This is a genomic window from Tessaracoccus palaemonis (assembly GCF_019316905.1).
GTDB classification, from domain to species: domain Bacteria; phylum Actinomycetota; class Actinomycetes; order Propionibacteriales; family Propionibacteriaceae; genus Arachnia; species Arachnia palaemonis.
Map to the genome: position 1 here is coordinate 1732238 of NZ_CP079216.1, position 20871 is coordinate 1753108.

Annotated in this window: 21 protein-coding genes and 1 other RNA gene; 4 read left to right on the plus strand and 18 right to left on the minus strand. The window is 70.0% G+C overall.

The annotated features are described in order from the left end of the window. Positions 1-17: 17 nt before the first annotated feature. From KDB89_RS07855 to KDB89_RS07865, 3 genes are read right to left on the minus strand one after another with little or no spacing between them, the layout of a single operon-like run. Entirely contained in the window at positions 18-224 is a 207-nt protein-coding gene (locus tag KDB89_RS07855; RefSeq protein ID WP_219079915.1) for a hypothetical protein, read from the minus strand. After that, entirely contained in the window at positions 224-1030 is an 807-nt protein-coding gene (ku, locus tag KDB89_RS07860; RefSeq protein WP_219079917.1) for a non-homologous end joining protein Ku, read from the minus strand. Before ku ends, KDB89_RS07855 begins: the two co-directional genes overlap by 1 nt. Position 1031: 1 nt before the next feature. After that, complete coding sequence (locus KDB89_RS07865) at positions 1032-1508, minus strand: DUF6912 family protein (protein ID WP_219079919.1); 477 nt, start codon at positions 1506-1508, stop codon at positions 1032-1034. 131 nt (positions 1509-1639) lie between these two features. On the opposite strand from KDB89_RS07865, the gene KDB89_RS07870 reads away from it, so the two are divergent. Beyond that, on the plus strand, positions 1640-2014 hold the full coding sequence (locus KDB89_RS07870; RefSeq protein WP_219079921.1) for an Rv3235 family protein: 375 nt from the start codon (positions 1640-1642) through the stop codon (positions 2012-2014). Between the two features lie 4 nt (positions 2015-2018). Here the strand turns inward: KDB89_RS07870 and secA are convergent, their stop codons facing one another. The 9 genes from secA to KDB89_RS07915 all read right to left on the minus strand — a co-directional run bounded on the left by secA (position 2019) and on the right by KDB89_RS07915 (position 13332). Then, positions 2019-4817 carry a preprotein translocase subunit SecA gene (secA, locus tag KDB89_RS07875; protein ID WP_500809352.1) on the minus strand — a complete coding sequence of 933 codons (2799 nt, stop codon included), beginning with the start codon at positions 4815-4817 and terminating at the stop codon, positions 2019-2021. Between the two features lie 145 nt (positions 4818-4962). Next, positions 4963-5562, minus strand: coding sequence for a ribosome hibernation-promoting factor, HPF/YfiA family (hpf, locus tag KDB89_RS07880; RefSeq protein WP_219079925.1), 600 nt, complete (start codon positions 5560-5562; stop codon positions 4963-4965). A 105-nt stretch (positions 5563-5667) separates the two neighbouring features. Continuing rightward, entirely contained in the window at positions 5668-6309 is a 642-nt protein-coding gene (locus KDB89_RS07885; protein ID WP_219079927.1) for a ComF family protein, read from the minus strand. Positions 6310-6366: 57 nt separating this feature from the next. Further along, positions 6367-8058 carry an LpqB family beta-propeller domain-containing protein gene (locus tag KDB89_RS07890; RefSeq protein ID WP_219079929.1) on the minus strand — a complete coding sequence of 564 codons (1692 nt, stop codon included), beginning with the start codon at positions 8056-8058 and terminating at the stop codon, positions 6367-6369. Continuing rightward, positions 8055-9542 carry an MtrAB system histidine kinase MtrB gene (gene mtrB / locus KDB89_RS07895; RefSeq protein WP_439654842.1) on the minus strand — a complete coding sequence of 496 codons (1488 nt, stop codon included), beginning with the start codon at positions 9540-9542 and terminating at the stop codon, positions 8055-8057. Before mtrB ends, KDB89_RS07890 begins: the two co-directional genes overlap by 4 nt. Positions 9543-9594: 52 nt before the next feature. Next, entirely contained in the window at positions 9595-10296 is a 702-nt protein-coding gene (gene mtrA / locus KDB89_RS07900; RefSeq protein ID WP_219079933.1) for an MtrAB system response regulator MtrA, read from the minus strand. Positions 10297-10404: 108 nt separating this feature from the next. Then, on the minus strand, positions 10405-10968 hold the full coding sequence (locus KDB89_RS07905) for a YqgE/AlgH family protein (protein WP_219079935.1): 564 nt from the start codon (positions 10966-10968) through the stop codon (positions 10405-10407). Between the two features lie 27 nt (positions 10969-10995). Beyond that, positions 10996-12339 (minus strand): MATE family efflux transporter, encoded by a 1344-nt coding sequence (locus KDB89_RS07910; RefSeq protein ID WP_219079937.1) that lies wholly within the window; start codon positions 12337-12339, stop codon positions 10996-10998. A 6-nt stretch (positions 12340-12345) separates the two neighbouring features. After that, entirely contained in the window at positions 12346-13332 is a 987-nt protein-coding gene (locus tag KDB89_RS07915) for a phosphotransferase family protein (protein WP_219079939.1), read from the minus strand. Positions 13333-13470: 138 nt separating this feature from the next. Between KDB89_RS07915 and KDB89_RS07920 the strand changes: the two genes are divergently transcribed. Further along, on the plus strand, positions 13471-14238 hold the full coding sequence (locus KDB89_RS07920; RefSeq protein ID WP_219079941.1) for a DeoR/GlpR family DNA-binding transcription regulator: 768 nt from the start codon (positions 13471-13473) through the stop codon (positions 14236-14238). A gap of 39 nt (positions 14239-14277) precedes the next feature. After that, entirely contained in the window at positions 14278-14829 is a 552-nt protein-coding gene (locus KDB89_RS07925) for a type 1 glutamine amidotransferase domain-containing protein (protein WP_219079943.1), read from the plus strand. Between the two features lie 14 nt (positions 14830-14843). Here KDB89_RS07925 and KDB89_RS07930 read toward each other — a convergent pair whose 3' ends face one another. Together KDB89_RS07930 and KDB89_RS07935 are read right to left on the minus strand one after the other, a co-directional pair. Further along, on the minus strand, positions 14844-15989 hold the full coding sequence (locus tag KDB89_RS07930; protein ID WP_219079945.1) for an HNH endonuclease signature motif containing protein: 1146 nt from the start codon (positions 15987-15989) through the stop codon (positions 14844-14846). Beyond that, positions 15935-16297 (minus strand): 13E12 repeat family protein, encoded by a 363-nt coding sequence (locus KDB89_RS07935; RefSeq protein ID WP_219079947.1) that lies wholly within the window; start codon positions 16295-16297, stop codon positions 15935-15937. The genes KDB89_RS07930 and KDB89_RS07935 overlap by 55 nt, the downstream gene beginning before the upstream one ends. 230 nt (positions 16298-16527) lie before the next feature. Between KDB89_RS07935 and KDB89_RS07940 the strand changes: the two genes are divergently transcribed. Then, entirely contained in the window at positions 16528-17844 is a 1317-nt protein-coding gene (locus KDB89_RS07940; protein WP_219079949.1) for a glycoside hydrolase domain-containing protein, read from the plus strand. Positions 17845-17915: 71 nt separating this feature from the next. Here KDB89_RS07940 and ssrA read toward each other — a convergent pair. From ssrA to KDB89_RS07960, 4 genes are all read right to left on the minus strand, one after another. Beyond that, positions 17916-18282, minus strand: a transfer-messenger RNA (tmRNA) gene (gene ssrA / locus KDB89_RS07945). Positions 18283-18304: 22 nt separating this feature from the next. Next, positions 18305-18907 carry a DUF1707 domain-containing protein gene (locus tag KDB89_RS07950; RefSeq protein ID WP_219079951.1) on the minus strand — a complete coding sequence of 201 codons (603 nt, stop codon included), beginning with the start codon at positions 18905-18907 and terminating at the stop codon, positions 18305-18307. A 64-nt stretch (positions 18908-18971) separates the two neighbouring features. After that, entirely contained in the window at positions 18972-19454 is a 483-nt protein-coding gene (gene smpB / locus KDB89_RS07955) for an SsrA-binding protein SmpB (RefSeq protein WP_219079953.1), read from the minus strand. A gap of 19 nt (positions 19455-19473) precedes the next feature. Beyond that, positions 19474-20856, minus strand: a complete 1383-nt coding sequence (locus KDB89_RS07960; RefSeq protein WP_219079954.1) for a M23 family metallopeptidase — start codon at positions 20854-20856, stop codon at positions 19474-19476. Positions 20857-20871 lie beyond the last annotated feature (15 nt).

Consider the following 20871-nt stretch of genomic DNA (forward strand, 5'->3'; position numbering starts at 1 on the left):
CTCCCCGGGCGACGGCTTCAGACGACGAACCCGTCGCCCGCCACGTGTGCCCTCGCCTCATCGGCGCTCGCGTCGGTCAGGACGAGGAACACCACCTCCTCGTCGTCGTCCTCGCCCAGGAACCGGTCCCTGTCCGCCTCGACATACCAGCCGGCGGCCTCGAGCGCGGCGGACGTCGCCGCCGCCTCGTCCGCGTCGTCGAACGTGATCGTGGTCGGGCGCATCAGCTCGCCTTCGCCTTCGCCGCGTCCTCGCGTCGCTGCCGTGCCGCCTCGACCGACGCCTTGAGCGCAGCCATCAGGTCGACCACGTCGCCGCCGCCGCCCTGCTCCGCCGGGGCCGGCGCCTCGCCGCCGGAGAGCTTCGCCTCGACGACCTGCAACAGCGCCTCGCGGTAGGAGTCGCTGTGAGCCTCGGGGTCGAAGGACCCCTCCAGCTGGCCGATCAGCAGCTTCGCGAGCGCGACCTCGTCGTCGGTCACCGTGACGTCAGCGGGCGGCGCCGCGAAGGACCCGTCCCTCAGCTCGTCGGGCCAGTACATCGTGTGCAGCAGCAGCAGGTCGTCGCGGGCCCGGATCAACGCCAGCGACTCACGCTGCCGGAGCGCGACCTTCACGACCGCCACCTGGCCGGCACTGGTCAGGGCCTCCCGCAGCAGCACGTAGGGCTTCACCCCGACGCTTTCGGCCTGCAGAAAGTAGGTGCGGTCGATATAGGTCGGGTCGATGTCGTCGGCATGCACGAACTGGACGACGTCGACCGACCTCAGCGTGGACAGCGGGAGATGCGAGAAGTCCTCGTCGGTCAGGATCGCGGTGCGGCCGTCCGCGGCCTCGAAGCCCTTGGCGATGTCCGCGAAGGAGACGACCTCGCCGCACTTCTCGCAGATCCGCTGATACCGGATGCGTCCTCCGTCCAGGGAGTGCACCTGGTGGAACGAGACGTCCTTGTCCTCGGTGGCGCCGTACAGCTTCACGGGGATGCTCACCAGCCCGAAGGACACGGCTCCCTTCCAGATGGCCCGCGGCATATCAGCCCTCCTCACCTCGCCGGTACTCGACGACGTCGTTCCAGAGTAGGTCATGCGAGTTCAGGAGCGCCTGCACCGCCGGCTGGTCCCAGGCCTGGTCGATCGTGAGTCCCCGGCTGATGGCCGCGGCGTCGGCGACGTCGGCGCCGGGCTCGTCGGCGAACCAGGAGGTGATCGCCCCGACGGGACAGGAGGCGAGCACGATCTGCCCGTTGACCGGGTCCACTCCCCCCGACACGAGGGCCGGATCGACCTCCGCCACCACGACCGTCCGCGCCCCGTAGCTGCACAGCGCCGCGACCGATGCCAGCACGAGCGCGGCGTACTCGGCGTCCTCGGCGTCCTTGGCCTCGTAGCCGAGTTCGGCGACGAGCTCGTCGGTGACGGTGTAGGCGGTGCGCTGCACGATGGCGGGGTCACCGCTCATGACGCCCAGTTCATCGGGGCCGACGGGGATGAAAACCAGTTGTCGCTTCACGGCCTCAGCCTAGTGCCGGGCGATCCCAGGTGGTGTCCGCAACCCGGGAGGTGTTGTCAGGGACGGAGGCGGTGTTGTCCGGGAGCGGGGGTCGTCCAGGGGTGCCGCAGGGCGGCTCCTAGCGTCCCTGCATGACGACGATGCTCTCACCCCGGCCCAGCGCCTCGGCGATCCACCCGGACCAGGAGGTCCCGCCCGGCGCCCTCGCCCTCATCCTGGCCACCCTGGAGGCAATGACCGGGCGTCGTGCCCTGCACCAGGTGCGTCCACGCCTGTCCGAGCGCGCGTTCCTCGAGTTGGCGCTCCACGCGGGCGCCGGCGTGTATCGACGCATGCCGCCCGGGCGGCTGAGGGCGCAGATGCCCACGCCACAGGCGGTGGAGGCGACCGTGTCGCTGATGCGCGGCGACCGCTGGGTCAGCTGCGTGATCCGGCTGGACGCGACGCGGCGGTCCTGGGTGTGCAGCGAGTTCGTCATCCTCGCACCCAGGACCGCCGCGGCGTGACGGGTCAGGCGCCGGCGCGCCCGTGGCAGAACTTGTACTTCTTGCCGGAGCCGCAGGGGCAGGGCTGGTTGCGTCCGACCTTCGGCTCGGCCTTCGCGGCCCCGCTGACGTCGGTCGCCTCCCCGGTCTCGCTGGGTGCCGAGTAGGACAGGTTGGCATCGGCCTTACGCTCGAGGCCCTTGGCCAGCGGTGCGGCAGGCTCCGGCTCGGGCTCGTCGACGACCTCCCCGGCCTCGCCGGCGTCGAGGGCGGCCGTCAGCGTGCCGACGTCGACGCGGTGGCCGTGCTCGTCGGTGACGACGCCGACCTGCGGGGCGTCGGAGACCGCGCGGGGCTTGACCTCGAGGTTGAAGAGGAAGCCGACGACCTCCTCCATGAAGGCCTCCATCATGGCGTTGAACATGTCGCCGCCCTCGCGCTGGTACTCGACCAGCGGGTCGCGCTGCGCCATGGCACGCAGGCCGATGCCCTCGCGGAGGTAGTCCATCTCGTAGAGGTGCTCGCGCCACTTCCTGTCCAGGACCGTCAGCAGCACCTGGCGCTCCAGCTCGCGCATGGTCTCGGAGCCGAGTTCCGCCTCGCGTGCGTCGTAGGCCTTGAGTGCATCGGCCTGCACCAGCTCGATGAGCTCGCCCTGCTCGGGGATCTCGTCCTCGACGTCCTCGACAGAGATGCTGACGGGGTAGAGCGTCTTCAGCTCGGTGAACATCGTCTCCAGGTCCCAGTCCTCCGGGATCCCGACGGTGTGCGCCCGCACGACGTCCGCGACCACCCGCTCGCAGGTGCTGCGCAGCTGCTCCGAGACGTCGGCGCCGTCGAGCACCCGACGACGGTCGCCGTAGATGGCGTGCCGCTGACGGTTCATGACGTCGTCGTACTTCAGGACGTTCTTGCGCATCTCGAAGTTCTGGCCCTCGACCTGCTTCTGGGCCCCCTCGATGGACTTCGACACCGACTTCATGTCGATGGGGACGTCGTCGGGCACCTTCATCATCAGGAGGGCACGCTCGAGGAGCTCGGGGCGGAACAGGCGCATCAGGTCGTCGCTCAGCGACAGGTAGAAGCGGGACTCGCCCGGGTCGCCCTGGCGGCCGGAACGGCCACGCAGCTGGTTGTCGATGCGGCGGGATTCGTGACGCTCGGAGCCGACGACGTACAGGCCGCCGGCCTCGACGACCTCCTCGTGCTCGACCTGGGTCTGCTTCTCGAGCGCCTCGAGGGTGTCGTTCCACCGCGCCTCGTACTCCTCGGGGGTGTCGACCGGGTCGAGGCCCTCCTTGCGCAGCTGGAGGTCGGCGAGGAACTCCGGGTTGCCACCGAGCATGATGTCGGTGCCTCGGCCTGCCATGTTGGTCGACACGGTGACGGCGCCCTTGCGGCCCGCCTCCGCGACGATCGCGGCCTCGCGCTCGTGCTGCTTGGCGTTCAGGACCGTGTGCGCGACCTGCGCCTTCTTCAGCAGCGCGCTCAGCACCTCGGACTTCTCCACCGAGGCGGTGCCGATGAGGACCGGCTGACCCTTGGCGTGCCGCTCGACGACGTCGGCGACGATCGCGTCGTACTTCGCCTCCTGCGTGCGGTAGATCAGGTCGGCCTGGTCGATGCGGACCATCGGCCTGTTGGTCGGGATCGGGATGACTCCCAGGCCGTAGATCTTCTGGAACTCGGACTCCTCGGTCTTGGCCGTGCCGGTCATGCCCGCGAGCTTGTCGTACATGCGGAAGTAGTTCTGCAGCGTGATCGTGGCGAGTGTCTGGTACTCGTCCTTGACCTTCACGCCCTCCTTCGCCTCGAGCGCCTGGTGCAGGCCCTCGTTGTAGCGGCGCCCGGCCAGCGTGCGGCCGGTGTGCTCGTCGACGATCAGCACCTCGCCGTCGGCGATGACGTAGTCCTTGTCTCGCTTGAACAGCTCCTTCGCCTTGATCGAGTTGTTCAGGTAGCCGATCAGCGGGGTGTTCGCGGACTCGTACAGGTTCTCGATGCCGAGCCGGTCCTCGACCTTCTCGATGCCGGGTGCGAGCACGGAGATGGTGCGCTTCTTCTCGTCGACCTCGTAGTCGGTGTCGCGCGTCAGCGTGCGGGCGAGCCGCGAGAACACGGGGTACCACTCCTTGTTGTCCTCGGCGGGACCGGAGATGATCAGCGGCGTGCGGGCCTCGTCGATGAGGATGGAGTCGACCTCGTCGACGACGGCGAAGTGATGGCCGCGCTGCACCATGTCGGACTTGCGCAGCGCCATGTTGTCGCGCAGGTAGTCGAAGCCGAACTCGTTGTTCGTGCCGTAGGTGATGTCGCAGGCGTAGGCCTCGCGGCGCTCCTCGGGGGTCATCTGTGCCAGGATCGCGCCGACCTCGAGCCCGAGGAAGTGGTGGATGCGGCCCATCTGCTCCGACTGGTACTTCGCGAGGTAGTCGTTGGTGGTGACGATGTGCACGCCCCGGCCCGTCAGCGCGTTCAGGTAGGCGGGGAGCGTGCCGACCAGCGTTTTACCCTCACCGGTCTTCATCTCGGCGATGTTGCCCCAGTGGAGGGCCGCGCCGCCGATCAGCTGCACATCGAAGTGCCTCTTCCCGAGCACCCGGACGGAGGCCTCACGCACCACGGCGAAGGCCTCGGGCATGATCCGGTCGAGGGACTCGCCGTCGGCGATCCGCTCGCTGAACGTGTCGGTCTCGGCGCGGAGCTCCGCGTCGGACATCGCCTGGAAGTCCTCCTCGATGGAGTTGACCTGATCGGCCACCTTCTGCAGCTTACGGAGCTGGGCTCCCGAGCCGAGGCCGCTCAGAAATTCCATGAAACCCACGGGTTGTGTCCTTCTGTCCAGGTCGAGCCGCACGCGCGTGCGACGATGCGCCCGCCATCCTATCCCCCAGCGGCAAGTTTGAACGAAGCCCGCCCGGCCGGTCCGTGGACCGGCCGGGCGGGCCGTTGTCTTGTCAGCGGGTGGTTCAGCTGACGTTCAGGTGCAGCACACCGTAGTTGTAGGCCTTGCGGCGGTAGACCACGGACGGGCGACCGGAGTCCCTGTCCTGGTAGAGGAAGAAGTCGTGGCCGACCAGCTCCATCTCGTCCAGGGCCTGGGCCAGGGTCAGCGGGGTCGCGTCGAACTCCTTCTCGCGCACGACCAGCGGCCCGTCTCCGGTGACGACCATGCCCGCGATCTCGCGCGTCTCCACGCCGTCGGTCTCGGGCTGCTGCGCCGTCGTGGACACCGCGTCGGCGACCAGCGCCGTCCGGAGCCCGCGGTGGGTCTTGCGACGGTCCGCGGCCTTGCGGAGCTGGGCCTTCAGCTTGTCGAGGGCCATGTCGAAGGCGGCCATCTTGTCGCTGGCCATCGCCTCCGCACGGATCACGGGGCCCTTGCTGCGCAGGGTCAGCTGCACGTTCGTCGCGTGGGCGGGATCCCTGGTGTTGTCATCGACGTTGAAGTCGACCTCGACGCGGATCACCCTGTCGCGCAGACGCGAGACGGTGGCGAGGCGGTCGGTGACGACCTCCCTCAGCTCGGGGCTGATCGTGCAGTGTCGGCCGGTGACGACGATATCCATGGTTCCTCCATCTTTCGTGGGGCACGAAACGCCGCAGGTCGGTTCCCACTTCGTGGGCCCTGCGGCGTCTCCATGCACCAACGCTACCGTTCCCCTCAAGGCATGTCAGCCCATCGCAGCAGAGTCGCGCGATTTGTCCGCGCGGGCCACCACGGCGATCCCCGCCACGGGAATCCCGGCCGCCGAGAGCGCCCTTGTCGCCTCCCGCAGCGTCGCGCCCGTGGTCATGACGTCGTCTACCAGGACGACCCGTCCGGGGAGCGGCCGGGCTGTCATGGATCCACTGAGATTGGCCGCGCGCCCCGACCTGCCGAGGCCTCGCTGGTGCCCGCCGACGGCACGGCGCCTCAGGACCCGGGCGACCGGTCGGCCCGTCCGCCGCCCGGCCACCGCGGCGAGGCGGGCGGCATGGTCGAGGCCGCGGGACCGCACCACCGACGGCAGGGACGGCACGGGAACGAGTGCCGCGTCCGGTTCGACCCCGAGCTCCTCGACGGCCAGGGCGAGCAGACTCCCGAGCACCCCCGCGAGGTGCAGGGCCCCGTCGTCCTTGTAGCGCGGGATGATGCGCATCAGCAGCGGGCGGTAGTCGCAGGCGGCGACCACCGGCGGTGATCCGCCCAGGATCAGCGGGGCCCGCTCCAGTGCGGCGCGGCAGTCGGGGCAGATGCCCCAGCCTGGCTTGTCACAGCCAGGGCAGGAGGAGCCGAGCAGCAGGTCGGCGGCGGCGTTGAGGAGCGGGTTCATGCCCCCGTGATGACGCCTTCTGGGGGGTCTGGGTCACCGTCCCGACCGGCTGTGGACTCAGGAGCTGTAGGAGATGGCCGAGATCTCGTCGGCCACCCGCGTCCAGCGCGTGCGGGCCTCGTAGCGCCACACGACGCCGAGGCCGGTCCTGATGGCCACGTTGCCTCCGCCGAGGCGCGCCATGGCGGAGATGTCGTCGACGTCGGTCGAGACAGGCCCGAGGTCCTCGATCAGTGAGCCGTCCACCTCGGTGGTGTAGACGGACCGGATGCTGGCGCCCGTGGCGAGGACCGCCAGCGACAGCTCGGCCTGCCAGGCGACCGCGTGCACGTCGGTGAGTTCCTGGCCGGTGGAACTGACCAGCTCGAGCTTCACCCAGGGCGTGGTCGAGGTGCCATCGGGCAGCAGCCCGACGACTCCGAGGCTGCGTTCCGAGGCGGTCTGCACGACCAGCGCGAGACGCGCCTGCGTCGGCGAGACGGCGAAGCCCGCCAGCACCGCGCCGTTCGGGAGGTCCAGGTCCAGCATCTCGACCGTCCCGGACCTGTCGACCTCGGCGATGCGCGGGATGCCGTCCTCATCGCCCAGGACGTAGAGCGTCCCGAGCACGTACTGGGGGTGTCTGAGGTTCGTCAGGCCCGTCTCGACGCTGGTCAGCTCGCCGCCGGAGGATCCGGTCAGGAGCCGGGTGCGGTCGGTGTCGACGTAGGCGAGGCTCACGCCGTCCAGCGAGATGGCGACCTCGCTGACCTCGTCCGGGCGGGGCGAGATGGGGATCAGGTCGCCCGCCTCACTCAGCTGCCCGGCGACGCCCTGGCGCACGCCGTACAGGTCGGGGCTGGAGCCGCGGGAGAGCACCTGGTAGCCCTGTTGGCCGGACAGCTCGAGGACGCCGTCGGCGGTGGCTCCCGGAAGCGCGTAGGGCATGCCGTCGACGGTGACGACGAGGCCGGTCATCCGGGCCACGGACGTCAGCGACCAGATCAGCTGCGCGCCGAGGCGACGGCGCGCGTCGGTGCTCAGATCGTCACTCAGTCCCGTCAGGTCGACGGTCACCACGCCCTGGGCATCGATGGTCGCCCGTTCCGGTCCGAGCCCGACCGAAGCGGGGATGGCGTTGGTGACGTTCAGCTCGATGGTCGGCGACGGGCCTTCAAGGAGCGCGAGCACGACCGAGGTGGGCGTGACCAGCGTCTCAGGCAGGTGGATGGCCTCGGGGACGACGTGCGTGCCGGCCCGCGCCATGTAGTAGAGCGACACGAGGGAGTAGTAGCGATCGAAGATGTAGCTGGAGAGCAGCAGGCCGGCGGGGGGTGTTCCGATGCGCCACTGGCCGTTCTCCTCCACGACGCCGAAGTCGAAGGTGAAGGTGTCATTCGCGGCGGTGTAGTGGCCCCCGGAGTCCAGCCGGCCGAGCAGCTGACCGTCGATGCCTGCGGAGTTGTTGTCCGACGACACGGAGCCGTTGTAGATGACGGCGCTGGTCGGCTCCCAGACACGGGCAGCGTCGCCCGTGAGGTACTGCCTCGCGACCGCGTAGTCGTCGCTGGGGTCCGCCATCGCCTGGAGGAAGCCCTCGACGAGCCGGCCGGGGAGCACCCCGTCCGCCGGCGGCTCCGGCGCGACGTCGATGCCCGGTGGCTGGGCGGACAACGGCACCTCCTCGACGGGCCCGGATGTGGGGAGCGTGGCGCATCCGACGAGGGTGAGGACGACGACGGCCGTCATGGCGGCCAGCAGGCGTTTCACGCGACCTCCTGCGGGGCGTCATCGACAGGGATCACCGGCAGGGGTGGGTGGCCGATGCCGCACCCCGGCTCTCGCGGCAGGACGAGCCGGAACTGGGCGCCGCGTCCCGGGCGCCCCCAGGCACTCAGCTGACCACGGTGCAGGCGTGCATCCTCCAGCGAGATCGACAGCCCGAGACCGGATCCGCCGACGACGCGGTTGCGGCTCGGGTCGGCCCGCCAGAACCGGTCGAAGACGCGGCTGGCGTCCTCGGCCTCGAAGCCCACGCCGTGGTCGCGGACGGTGACCGCGACGCAGTCGGCGTCCGAGGCCAGCGTTATCGTCACCGGACGACCCTCCGCGTGCTCGACGGCATTGGTCACCAGGTTGCGGACGATCCGCCGGATGCGACGCGGGTCCACCGCCGCGGTGTTGTCCGATGTGCGCAGCTCCACGCTCAGTTCCACGCCCAGCGTGTCGGCCAGCGGTACGACGGCTGCCACCTCGGCGTCGACCAGCGCGGCGACATCGGCGTCGTCGAGCGCCAGGACCGCGGCGCCGGCGTCGAACCGCGAGATCTCGAGGAGGTCGGCGAGCAGCACGTCGAAGCGGTCGATCTCCGTGGCCATCAGCTCGGCGGACCGTCGGGGCAGTGCGCTCATCTCGTCGCGCGCCTCGTACAGCACGTCTGCCGCCATCTTGATGGTGGTCAGCGGCGTGCGCAGCTCGTGCGAGACGTCGCTGACGAACCGCTGCTGCAGAGTCGACAGCGTCTCGAGCTCGCGGATGCGCTGCTGCAGCTGAGCGGCCATCCGGTTCATGGAGCGGGCCAACGAGGCCAGGTCGTCGGTCCCTCGCACCGGCATCCGCTCCCCCAGTTGCCCGGAGGCAAGCTTCAGGGCCGTGGTGCTCGCCTTCCTGACCGGGCCGACGACCTGCGCGGTCACCAGGTAGGCGACGGCCGCCAGGGCCACGACCAGGGCGGCGCCTGTCACCAGGACCGCGCTGCGCAGGGCCTGCAGCGTCTTGAGTTCGGACGTCATCGGGAAGATGTAGAAGATGGGGTATCGCTCGCCGTTGGTGCCCACCAGGGAGGCGCCGATCGCCCAGCCGGGTTCCGGGTCCACCGTCGTGTCGGTGAATACCACCTCGGTGGGGGTGATGAACATGCCCTGCGACTCCTCGACCCGGGAGCGCAGGTCATCGGGCACCGATTCGGCCCTGATCCCGGCGGAGACGAGCGTCGAGGTGGGGCCCAGGATGACGACGCGGTACTGCGCCGCCTGCGCATCGGCCAGGTCGGCCAGCTGGTTGAGCGCCTCGTGCACGGCGGCGCCCCGGACGTCGGGGGTGCGGAGCTGCTCCTGCATGAACTCGAACACGCCGGCCGCCTCGTTGAGAGAGGCCTCCTTCTTCGCCTCCACGACACCGGCGGTCGCCTGCTGCAGGAGCAGCACGCCGGCGAGCACGAGCAGGACGACGGACAGGGTGAGCGTGGTGAACATGACCCGCAGCGGGAGCGAGCCCCACCACAGGGACCTGAGCCGTCCCCGCGGGTCAGGCCGTCGGCTCACCGGCCCGGTACCCGATGCCGCGGACCGTGATCACGATCTCCGGCTTCTCCGGGTCCTTCTCGACCTTGGCGCGCAGCCGCTGGACGTGGACGTTGACGAGCCGGGTGTCCGCCGCGTTGCGGTATCCCCACACCTCGTCGAGGAGTGCCTCACGGCTGAAGACGTGGTTCGGCCGCTTGGCCAGCGCGAGGAGGAGGTCGAACTCGAGCGGCGTGAGCGTCAGGGGCCGCGTGCCGCGTTTGACCTGGTGCGCCGACACGGAGATGGTCAGGTCCCCGATGGCGAGCTGGTCCTTGCCTGCGTCGGCGATGGTGCGGCGCAGCCTGGTGCGGATGCGGGCGACGAGCTCCTTCGCCTTGAAGGGCTTGGCGATGTAGTCGTCGGCACCGGCCTCCAGGCCGCTCACGACGTCGGCGGTGTCCGAACGGGCCGTGAGCATGACGATCGGAACGCCCGACTCGGCACGGATGTCGCGGCACACGCTGACCCCGTCACGCCCGGGCAGCATCAGGTCGAGCAGCACGAGGTCCGGGTCCGACGCGCGGAACTCCTGCAGCGCGGCATCGCCGGTGGCGCAGCGGACCGTGTCGAACCCCTCCTGGTGGAGGACGAGCTGCAGCATCTCAGCGAGCGCGGCATCATCGTCGACAACCAGGATCTTGGGACGGGACCTAACCTCTGTCACCTCACAGCCTCCTTGCGTTGCCGACCATGGTAGCGAGGGCCACCCAGCCGCGACAGCTCAAGGTCACGGGAAGGTCACGGCCGCGCGGGACCCACGCGGCCAGCGAAATCAGTTGAGTTCCGGGTCCTCGGTCCACGTCGACCAGCGGCCTGTCGCGCCACCGATGCGCCGCAGCACCTGCCTCCAAAGGCCTTCCGGGTCGGCGAACACGTCCTCGGTCCGCGCCGTCGTCCGGAACCACGAGCCGCGGATGAGCTCACCCTCCAGCTGGCCCGGCGCCCAGCACGAGAGCCCGACGAACACCCTGAGCTGGGAGAAGGACGTCTCGAGGAGCTCGCGGGGGAAGTTGATGTCCACCACCCCGATGTCGCCGATCACGCGGTCCCAGCCGGGCGGTGGGGCCTCGGGGTTGGCGGGCTCCCCCAGCGCGACGACCACGTCCAGGTTGACCGGCCCGCCGTCCATGACACGCCCCGGCGCCGTGTTGAACTGCTCGATCTCGGCGCGGACCTCGTCGCTGACCGCGGTGGACACCAGGTTCAGGCAGAGTCCGACGGTGCCCTCGGAGCGGTGCTCGATCAGCAGCACCACGGACCCGTCGAAGAAGCCGCCACGGCCGGGCTGGGTCGCGATGAGCAACTGTCCGACGCCGATTGCTCCAGTGTGTTCCACGCCGTCGATCCTACAAGGAGGCCGTCGTCAGGGGCGGAACGCGGCGGGCCGGGTGCGGGTCGCGGCCCGCAGGACGAGCCAGGCCACCAGCGCCGAGGCCGCCTCGCCCGTCGCCAACGCTCCCCAGACGCCCGCCGGGCCGAGACCTCCGAGGCCGAGCACCAGCGGCAGGCGGATCGCCAGCAGCGTGCCGAGCGAGATGGCGTAGGCGGGGGTCGAGCGGCCGAGCGCCTGGAAGTAGCCCGACACCAGTGGAGTGACGCCCGAGAACAGGAACCCGACGGCGACGAGCCGCAGTCCCCCGGCCGCGAGGTCCACGGCGGCGGGGTCGGCGAGGAAGAACGCCGCCAGGGGTCGCGCGGAGCCCGCGACCAGCGCCGCCGCGCAGGCTCCGTAGACGATCGTGGCCCGCAGCGACAGGACGCGGGCCCGGTCGACGCGGTGCAGGTGTCCGCTGCCCGCGTTGTAGCTGATGACGGGCTGTGCCCCCTGCGTGATGCCGAGCTGCGGCATCGTCGCCAGGGTCTGGACGCGTGCCGTCACGGCGTACGCGGCGAGCGCGACCGCCCCGGCTGCGGCGAGGGTGGTGTTGATGACCACCGCGAGGATCGTCGCCCCGAAGCTGGCGAGGAACGACGGCGCGCCCACCGCGATCACCTGGCGGGCCAGGCCGGGGTCGGGCACGAGGTCGCGGGCCCGGATGCGGTAGGCCCGGTCCCGCCGCAGGAAGAAGAACCACACGGCCATCGCCGCGGACACGGCCTGGCCGCCGACCGTGCCCAGCCCGGCGCCGACGACGCCCAGCCCGAGCCCGAAGATGAGCAGCGGGTCGAGGCAGACCTGCACGACCACGGGGATGACCCACAGCAGGAGTGAGAACGTGAGCCTGCCCTCGGCGCGCACGATCGACGAGAACCCCGTCGAGAGGATGGCGCCGCCGAGGATGACGATCGCGTACGGCACGGCGTAGGGCAGCGTCTGGTCCGTGGCCCCGATCAGGCGCAGCAGCGGCTCGACGAAGATGATGCCCAGCACCGAGGTGACGACCGCGACCGCCCAGAAGATCGTGAAGGATGTGCCTGCCGCGCGGGCCGCCTGCGCGCGGTCCCCCGACCCGAGCGACCTGGAGACCAGCGACGCGCCGCCCACCCCCACCGTCGTCGATACGGCGCCGACGAGCAGCAGGAGCGGTGCGACGAGGTTCACGGCGGCCAGCGCCACCTCGCCGACGCCGCGCGAGACGAACCAGGCGTTGGTGACGGCGTAGATGCCGTACGCGCCGACCGAGAGCGTGGTCTGCGTGCACGCCCACCACAGCAGGCTCCCGACGGGGCGCGTCGCGAGCTCCGCCGCGGCGTCACGGCCCCGCATCGCGCCTCAGCCCCGCCCGAAGGCGTGCATCAGGTTGTCCAGGTTCTCGCGGCCGAAGTCGTAGACCTCGGTGTCGGTGTGACCGCGGTACTTCGTCTCGACGATCATGACGACCGCGAGCGCCAGGGAGTAGGGGCGCCGCCTGGTCCGCTGCGATTCCGTCAGCGTGTCGATCCCGAAGCCCGCCATGAAGTCGGTCGGGTCCCCGAAGGCCGGCATGTCGAGCCCGGTCAGCCCCGCCTCCATGAGGGGATCCCCGAACAGCGCCCGCTCGTGGTCGAGGATCGCGACGATGTGCCCGTCGCGGATCATGGAGTTCTTGTTCCAGAGGTCGACCTCGATCAACTGCGGCACGGTCACCTCGTCGAGCGCGTCCGAGTTCTCCGCCAGGACCGCGCGGATCTCGTCGGGATCCCAGCCGAGGTCGATGCCAACCCGGCTCCCGTCGTCGAGGATGTCGGTGACCAGCCGCGTGAACGCCTCCCGCCAGGTGGCGTATCCCTCCCCCAGCAGCGGCCCGAAGTGGGGCCCGACCACGGAGTTGATCTCCCTGTTCAGCGCGCCGAGCTCCCGGTTGCCCGCCGAGACTGTCTCGGGGCTGAGGCGTCCGGCGTCGGCTGCGAGCCCGAAGTTGTCTGCGTCGATGTACTCCATGAAGAAGAGGTCGGCGTCCACGATCTCGTGGGAGGTGTCGACGTGCTCGACGTGCGGCACGGGAACGGCCGTCAGGGTGGAGACAAGCCGCATCGCCTCGAGTTCGACGCCCATCATCCCGACCTCGCGCGTGAGCACCTCGACGCCGGCCGGCGGGGCGATCTTCAGCACCACGCGCCGCCCGTCCCGAAGCGTGATGCGGTAGGCGACGTTGAACCAGCCCTCGGTGATCTCCTCGGCGAAGTCCTCGCGGGTGGGCACCTCCTCCGGCCCGTACGCGCGAGCGATGAGCCGACGCAGCGTCTCGGGTGACTGGCGGTTCTTGGTGAGGCTCTCCATGTGCTTCTCTTCCTGGTGACACCGTCGTGGCTGCGCTGCCGGCGGATGCCACGAGTTTCGCAGCGCGCGGGCGGCCGCGCCAGAAGTTCGTCGAGGACCCGCATGATTCGGGGCGAACCTACGACCTAGAGTGATCGCATGCAACGATCGGAACGACACAGAGTGATCATCCGGGCGGTGGACAGTGGCGCCCGCAGCATCGCCGACCTCGTGACGCTGACCGGGCAGTCGCCGGTGACGATCCGCCGCGACCTGACCGAGCTCGCCGAGCAGGGCGCGCTTCGACGCATCCGAGGCGGCGCGGCCCCCGTCGTCCAGCGGGGGACGCAGTACCCCTTCGGCCTCCGCCAGACCTCCGACGCCCCCGCCAAGCAGGCGCTGGCCGCAGCGGCGGCCGCGCGCGTGCGCCCCGGCGACAGCGTCCTGATCGACAACGGCACGACCGCCCTGGCCGTGGCCGACCAGCTCGCCGGCCTGGGCATCACAGCCATGGCGCTCTCCCTGCACGCGGCGGCGGCCCTGGCCAGGGTGCCCGGCAACCAGGTCATCGTGCCGGGCGGCACGGTCGGGCCGGACGACCTGTCCTTCACCGGGGCGGGTGTCGCCGAGGCCGTCGAGGCCATGCGGTTCGACGTTGCCTTCATCGGGGCCTGCGCCGCCGATCCCGCCAGCGGACTGACCGTCGCCGACTGGAATGACGCACGGGTCAAGAGGGCGGCCATCGCGTCCGCACGCAGCACGGTGCTGGTGGCCACGGCGGACAAGTTCTCCCGCACCGCCGCCCACCGGTTCGGCCCCCTTGCCGACCTCGACGTGGTCCTCACCACCCCGGACGTGTCACCCGTCGTGCTCGAGGAACTGCGCGTCGAGGGCGTCGAGGTCCAGCTCGTCGAGCAGGAGGACTGACCCCTGGCCCGGGCACCCGGCCGGGGGCAGAATGGCCGCATGGTACAGCTGACCGGACACAGGATCGCGTTCCTCTGCAAGCGCGGAGTCGAACAACCCGAACTCACCGAACCCTGGCGGGCGGTACTCGAGGCCGGCGGCGAGCCGGTGCTCGTCGGCGAGGAGGCCGGCACCATCACCGCCCTGCTGGGCGACTGGGACCGCGCCGACGACTTCACCGTCGACGTCACGCTCGACGACGCGGACCCGGCCGACTACCTCGGCCTCGTGCTGCCCGGAGGGACGCTCAACTCCGACAAGATCCGCACCAACGAGGCCGCCCAGGCATTCGTCAAGGCGTTCATGGATGCCGGGAAGCCCGTCGCCCCAATCTGCCACGGCGCGTGGATCCTGATCGAGATCGACGCCGTGCGCGGCCGCACCCTCACCTCGACCACTCGCATCCGCACGGACCTGCGCAACGCCGGCGCCACCTGGGTCGATGACGAGTTCGTTGCGGACGGCAACCTGCTCTCCAGCCGCAGCCCGCGCGACATCGAGGCCTTCAACGCCGGCATCATCCGAGCCTTCGAACAGGCCGCGGGAGTCTGAGGGCGCACTCGTCCCTAGCTTCGGGGCGCACCTGTCCCCTGGCTCACGGGCGCACTCGTCCCCCAGCATCCGGGCGCACCTCTCCCCTCGCGTGTGGGCGGGCCTGCCGCCCCGCCGGCGGGCCGCTGGTCGGACGGTTCCCCTTCCCCGTCACCGGGTGGGGGCTGGTATCGCCGGAGGAATCGATGGTGCATCCGGGGCTTCTCCGCTTCGCCGATCCCGGAGGCAGGGATGAAGACAGGGAGCCGGGTCTCGGGATCGAGGCGGACCTGCCACTGGAGGTGCGCCGGGCGACCGGGATCGGGCTCCACCAGCCGGTGGTGACGCGGACACAGCAGCACCGCGTTGTCCAGGCAGGTCGAGCCGCCGGACTGCCAGGGCACGATGTGGTGCCCTTCGCAGGCGACGGCGGGCATGTCGCACCCCGGGAACGCGCACCCACGGTCCCGGGCCGCCAGCGCACGGCGCAGGGCCCCCGTGAACAGGCGTCGGCTCTGCCCGAGATCGAGAATGGCGCCCTCCGCCGAGAACACGAGGCGAGCCAGCCGCGCATCACACGCGATGCGCCGCGTCTCCGGCGCGTCGAGGCGGGTCTGATCGTCCAGTAGCCGGGCCTGGGCGTCGCGGGTAAGGAGCCCCTCCTCGCTGACGGTGACGTACAGCGTCGGCCGGTCACCTCCGCGGGACGGCATCGCGTCCTTGTCGACACCCGAGACGATCGAGGTCCAGGCCTCAAGCGCGTCGGCCATCCGCGCCGCCATCGATGGAGGCGTCTCGTGCGCCTCGCGGTACGACTGGGACGTCGGGACCAGCGCCTGCAACTGCGCGCGGAAGGCCTCGCCGACCGCGATCGGCACGCGGCCCCGGATGGTCATCGACCCGTGGTGGTCGCCCGCCAGCATCAGCTCCCGACGGTCACGGGCGAGCCGCGCATCACGCTCGACGCGCTCCCGTTCGCGCTCCTCCGCCAGCTCCGGCACGAGCAGGTCCCCGAGGGACGCGGCGAGAACCTCGAGGCCCTTGGGGTCCAACTGGCCGACCCAGGCCAGCAGCTCCTCCTGCGCCCGCTCCAGCAGCGCCGGCCCGAGCGCGACGGGCACCTGCTTCAGGCCCCGGAGAATCCCCTGGCCTGCGCCCTGGAGAGCGTCCCGGCGCGCCACGCGTCGCGGAGCAGAGGCAGCCGTTCCAGTGCCCTGGCCAGGTTCACCTGAGCGCCGGCCTCGGCCTGCGTCATGAAGTTCGAGGCGTGCACCAGCATCTTCACGTCCGTGTGCTCGTCCGCCACCAGGTCCGCGCGCCGGATCACGTCGACCCGGAGGGCCTGCAACCGCTCGCCGAACCGGTCGAGCACCGCAGCGATCTCCACCAGGGCGACGGCGTCATCATCGTGAGAGCGCAGGGCGGAGAGCTCCTCCAGAGCACCGTCCAGATACTCCTCGAGCCCCGCCACCATGCCGCCCCCAGCCATGACCCCAGTCCACCACCCGGCACCGACAGAAACTGCTCAGGATCGGGTGGCACGGGCCATCTTCACCAGGATTCTCGACGTGTTCACCAGAGGCGAACATGTGCGCCGCCGGACGACCCGGCGACGCCGATTTCCGTCGGCGCTTTCCCGCCCGGACGGACCTAGAATTGGCCCAAGGGTAACGTCTCGTCGCGATGGCGCGACGAGCGAAGTGAGTGGCTGGAGCCATCATGAACCTCACGCAGAGACTGCTCATCATCGGAGCCTCGGCAGCGCTGGCGCTCGGCCTCTCGTGGGGGCAGACACCCCCCGCGGCCGCCGACCCCGCGACATCGATCTCCTACCCGGCCGCGTCGTCGAACACGCGCTACATGGGCAGGGCCTTCGACACCTGCACGGCACCGTCGCTCGATGACATCAGGGCATGGGAGGACTCGCCGTACCGGGCGCTCGGGGTCTACATCGGCGGAGACGGCCGCACGTGCGCCCAGCCCAACCTCACCTCGTCGTGGGTGGGCTCGGTGAGCAGGCTCGGCTGGAAGCTGATCCCGATCTACCTCGGCCCCCAGCCCGTCAGCGCCAACCGTCCCCGGGGTTCGACGATCAAGCTGTCCACGGCCGCGGCCCAGGGCAAGGCGGCGGCAGACGACGCGATCGCGCAGGCCAAGGCGCTCGGCATGATCGCCGGTAGCGCCATCTACTACGACGTGGAGGCCTACGACCGCAGCAACACGAACGACGTCAAGGCAGTCCTCGCGTTCGAGTCCGCCTGGACGCGGGAGCTGCACGCCAAGGGCTACCTGTCGGGCCTGTACCTGAACCTCACGCGTGGCGCGGCCGACACCGCCGGGGTCTACACCTCCACGTCCTACGCCCGCGCGGACGCGATCTGGATCGCCCGGTGGGACGGCTCCACGTCGCTGAAGGGCTGGGCCGGCATCTCGGACTCGAAGTGGGCGGTACACCAGCGCGGCAAGCAGTACCGCGGGGACCACACCGAGACCTACGGCGGCGTGACGATGAACATCGACAGCGACCAGTTCGACGCTCCCGTCGCGACGGTGCTCTACAGCTACAAGGTGACCGCCCCGGTCTCTCTCAACGCGCGCACCGGCCCGTCGACCAGCTACGAGACCGTGAAGAAGCTCCCGGCCGGGGCCAGCCTCAAGGTCGTGTGCCAGACCAACGGGGCCACGGTGAAGACCACCAAGGTGTGGGACCGGCTCTCCGACGGCACCTACGTCAGCGACCTCTACGTCAGCACGCCGTCGGGCACCGGCATGAGCAGGCCTCTCCCCCGCTGCCGACACAGCTACCAGGTGGATGTGTCGTCGAAGGTGAACGTCCGCACGGGACCCGGCACGTCGTACGCCACCGCCGGGTCGATCCCGAACGGCGGCCTCGCCGCGGTCGTCTGCCAGAAGAAGGGCAGCAAGGTCGGCACGACGACCGTCTGGAACAAGCTCGACGACGCCACCTGGGTCAGCGACTACTACGTCACCAACCGCAGCAACACAACCTGGAGCGCCCCCCTTCAGCGCTGCTGACCGCCGGGTTCGAGGAAAGATACGACAAGGCCCTGCTCCCCGAGGGGAACAGGGCCTCATGCCCACAGGGGTGGTGGAGGTGGCGGGAATTGAACCCGCGTCCTTGAGAGACGAACCAGGGCTTCTCCGGGTGCAGCTGACTAGGCGCGTTACTCGGTCCCTGCACTCACATCAGCATGTCGCAGACAGACCCAGTACCAGTAAAGTCCCGAGCAACCCCTGGCACGCAGGTTACTCAGCAAGCCCTCTAAATGAGGCCAGGTCCCGAGGTGAAGGCACCCCCGGGTTGACCCTTCGTTAGCTGATCAGGCAGCCAGAGCGAAGTCAGTGCGGTTGTTGTTGGCACTTATTGGTTTCCACACGTCGTTAACGAGATAAGCGTGGATCCTCGACCCGCTTCCCCTGGGACTACCGCCCAAGTCGAAACCAGTCACCCCCTGTTGAGTTGTCGCCCACCAGTCTAGCGTGTGTAGACAAGGGATGCCTGCGGCGCCTTGGGCCGCGCCAGGAGCAGGTGCCCGTAGCCGTCGGTGCCCGGCCGGCCGTTGAACGCCCTGACGGCCGCGAACACCGTCGCGCCGACCCAGGCCAGCCAGCCGAGCGTCATGATTCCCCCGCCGAAGCCGAGGATGGATGTCAGGACGAGAGCCGAGACGCCGAGGGCAAAGGCCGTCAGCTGGAGGCTGAACGCCCGCGAGGCCTCCCACCACAGCTTGGAGCCGGGGGTGGCGACGGCGCGGACAATCGCGGGGCCGATGAACGAGGTGACGAGGCCGCTCAGGTGCGTGAGCCCTCCGGCGACGTTCTCGGCCGGCGTCGGCTGCCCGGGCGCGGGCCGCGTGAGCGCCATCGGGGCGATCCGGGCAAGTCCCTGCAGCGCGCGGCTCAGCTCGGCCCGGTCGCGGGCGGCGAATGCCAGGTCGAGGCGCTGGTTGAACTGGGCCTCCCCGAGGGTGCCGTTCGCGTACAGCGACTGGAGGTGAGCGATGGCGCGCTCGCGCTGCTGCTCGGTGATGGCTCCGGGATGGAACGGCTGCTGGGTACCGAAAGGCTGCTGGGTCATGCCATCCAGTCTGATCGGCGACCGTCGCCCGGACCATCGGGAACTCCCCTGGACGGACCCCGGCTCAGCCCCTGCGGTAGCGGTTGCGGGAGGCGAGCGCCCGCTCTGCCTCTCGCTTGGCGTCGCGCTCCGCAAGGTCGCGGCGCTTGTCCCAGTCCTTCTTGCCCGTGGCGATGCCGATCTGGACCTTGGCGTAGCCGTCCTTGAAGTACAGCGACAGCGGGATCAGGGTGCGGCCCGAGGAGTCGAGGGCCCGCTGGATGCGGGTGATCTCCTTGCGGTGCAGCAGCAGCTTGCGGCTGCGCTTGGCCGAGTGGTTGCGCCAGGTCCCGAACTCGTACTCGGGGATGTTGGCGTTGATCAACCAGGCCTCCCCGTTGTCGTCGACCGTCGCGTAGGCGTCTGACAGCGTCGCCCGGCCGTTGCGCAGCGTCTTGACCTCGGTGCCGGTCAGGACGAGGCCGGCCTCGAAGGTCTCGCCGATCGCGTAGTCGTGCCGCGCGCGGCGGTTCTGCGCGACGAGCTTCTCTCCGGTCTCTCTGGGCATTTGTCCAGTATGACAGCTGTCAGAAGTATCGGCTCATCGGGTTGACGACGGTGCCGTTCTCCCAGACCATCAGGTGCAGGTGGCAGCCGGTCGAGTAGCCGGTGGTGCCGACATAGCCGATGACCTGCCCCTTCCGCACCCGCTGGCCCACGCTCACGATGTAGCGGGTCGCGTGGTTGTAGCCGGTGGTCACGTAGCGGCCGTTGATCTTCCCGTGGTCGATCATCAGGCGGTTGCCGTAGCCCGCGTTGTAGTAGCGCTCGCTGACAACCCCGTCTCCTGCCGCCTTGATGGCGGTTCCGCAGGCGGCGCCGAAGTCGGTGCCGTCGTGCAGCTTCCAGTAGCCGAGCACCGGGTGCAGGCGCATGCCGTACGGAGAGGTGATGCGCGCGTTGACCGGGTACATGAAGCCCGACGAGCTGGAGGAACTCGACGAGGACGAGGAGGAGGACGACGACGAGGAGGACGACGAGCTTCGCTGCTTGTTCCTCGACGCGGCCTTCTCCCGCGCGGCCTTCTCCTTGGCCGCCTTCTCCGCCGCCGCCTTCTTCTCGGCGGCGATGCGGGCCTGGATGCGCTTCTCGACGGACGCGGCCTCGGACTCGAGGTCGGCCTGACGCTGGGTCTCCGTCGCGACCTGCGCGTTGGCCTCACGCTCGGCGGCGTCTCGGCGCTTGACGAGGGCCGCGACCTCGGCCCGGAGGTCCTCGGCGGCAGCCTCGGCGTCCTGGCTGGCCTTGAGCTGCTTCGCGGCGGCCTCGCGGGCGTCGGTTGCGGCCTGCTCGGCGGCGTCAGCCTCCTGCTCGGCGGTCTCGAGGGCCAGGCGACGCTCCTCCAGCTCGTCGAGCTGCTGCTGCGACGAGTCGAGCAGCGTCTGGGCCATCTGGGCGCGCGCATTCAGGTTCGCGGTGGTCAGATCGCTGAACAGGAGCGCCAGATTCATCAGACCGTCGCTGGTCTGCGTCGTGACGACGATCTCCTCGTTCATGCGCTTGTCGACAGAGTCGACGGCGGCCTTCGCGGCCGCGACGCTCGCCTTGGCCTGTTCGAGCTTGTGCTCGGCCTCGGCAAGCTCCTCCGCGCGCTGCTCGTCGAGCTTCTTCGCCTTGGCCGTCGCGGCCTCGGCCGCGGCGAGTTCGGCCTCGGCGCTCGCGAGCTGGTTGCGGGCGGTCTCGGCGGCGGCCGAGGCGTCGTCCGCGGTAGCTTCGGCCTGGTCGACGGCCTGCTCCTGCTCGTCGATCTGCTGCTCGAGCCGATCCTTGCGGTCGTCGAGCGAATCAGCCTGCGTGGGCAGGCAGATCGAGCACATCAGTGCCACCGAGGCGGTTGCGGCGACGATGCCGCGGACCAGTCGAGTGGTGATGCTGCGATGAACGGGCTGGGGGGGAAGTTCCCTGTTCACGCGGCCTCCTTCGGG

Excerpts from the sequence above, each read along its gene's own strand:
- KDB89_RS07870 (WP_219079921.1), top strand. The coding sequence starts at position 1,640 with ATGACGACGATGCTCTCACCCCGGCCCAGCGCCTCGGCGATCCACCCG.
- KDB89_RS07950 (WP_219079951.1), bottom strand. The coding sequence starts at position 18,907 with ATGACCCAGCAGCCTTTCGGTACCCAGCAGCCGTTCCATCCCGGAGCC.
- ku (WP_219079917.1), bottom strand. The coding sequence starts at position 1,030 with ATGCCGCGGGCCATCTGGAAGGGAGCCGTGTCCTTCGGGCTGGTGAGC.
- KDB89_RS07920 (WP_219079941.1), top strand. The coding sequence starts at position 13,471 with ATGCAACGATCGGAACGACACAGAGTGATCATCCGGGCGGTGGACAGT.
- KDB89_RS07940 (WP_219079949.1), top strand. The coding sequence starts at position 16,528 with ATGAACCTCACGCAGAGACTGCTCATCATCGGAGCCTCGGCAGCGCTG.
- mtrB (WP_439654842.1), bottom strand. The coding sequence starts at position 9,542 with ATGTTCACCACGCTCACCCTGTCCGTCGTCCTGCTCGTGCTCGCCGGC.
- KDB89_RS07915 (WP_219079939.1), bottom strand. The coding sequence starts at position 13,332 with ATGGAGAGCCTCACCAAGAACCGCCAGTCACCCGAGACGCTGCGTCGG.
- KDB89_RS07855 (WP_219079915.1), bottom strand. The coding sequence starts at position 224 with ATGCGCCCGACCACGATCACGTTCGACGACGCGGACGAGGCGGCGGCG.
- KDB89_RS07885 (WP_219079927.1), bottom strand. The coding sequence starts at position 6,309 with ATGAACCCGCTCCTCAACGCCGCCGCCGACCTGCTGCTCGGCTCCTCC.
- KDB89_RS07935 (WP_219079947.1), bottom strand. The coding sequence starts at position 16,297 with ATGGCTGGGGGCGGCATGGTGGCGGGGCTCGAGGAGTATCTGGACGGT.
- KDB89_RS07925 (WP_219079943.1), top strand. The coding sequence starts at position 14,278 with ATGGTACAGCTGACCGGACACAGGATCGCGTTCCTCTGCAAGCGCGGA.
- hpf (WP_219079925.1), bottom strand. The coding sequence starts at position 5,562 with ATGGATATCGTCGTCACCGGCCGACACTGCACGATCAGCCCCGAGCTG.
- smpB (WP_219079953.1), bottom strand. The coding sequence starts at position 19,454 with ATGCCCAGAGAGACCGGAGAGAAGCTCGTCGCGCAGAACCGCCGCGCG.
- KDB89_RS07910 (WP_219079937.1), bottom strand. The coding sequence starts at position 12,339 with ATGCGGGGCCGTGACGCCGCGGCGGAGCTCGCGACGCGCCCCGTCGGG.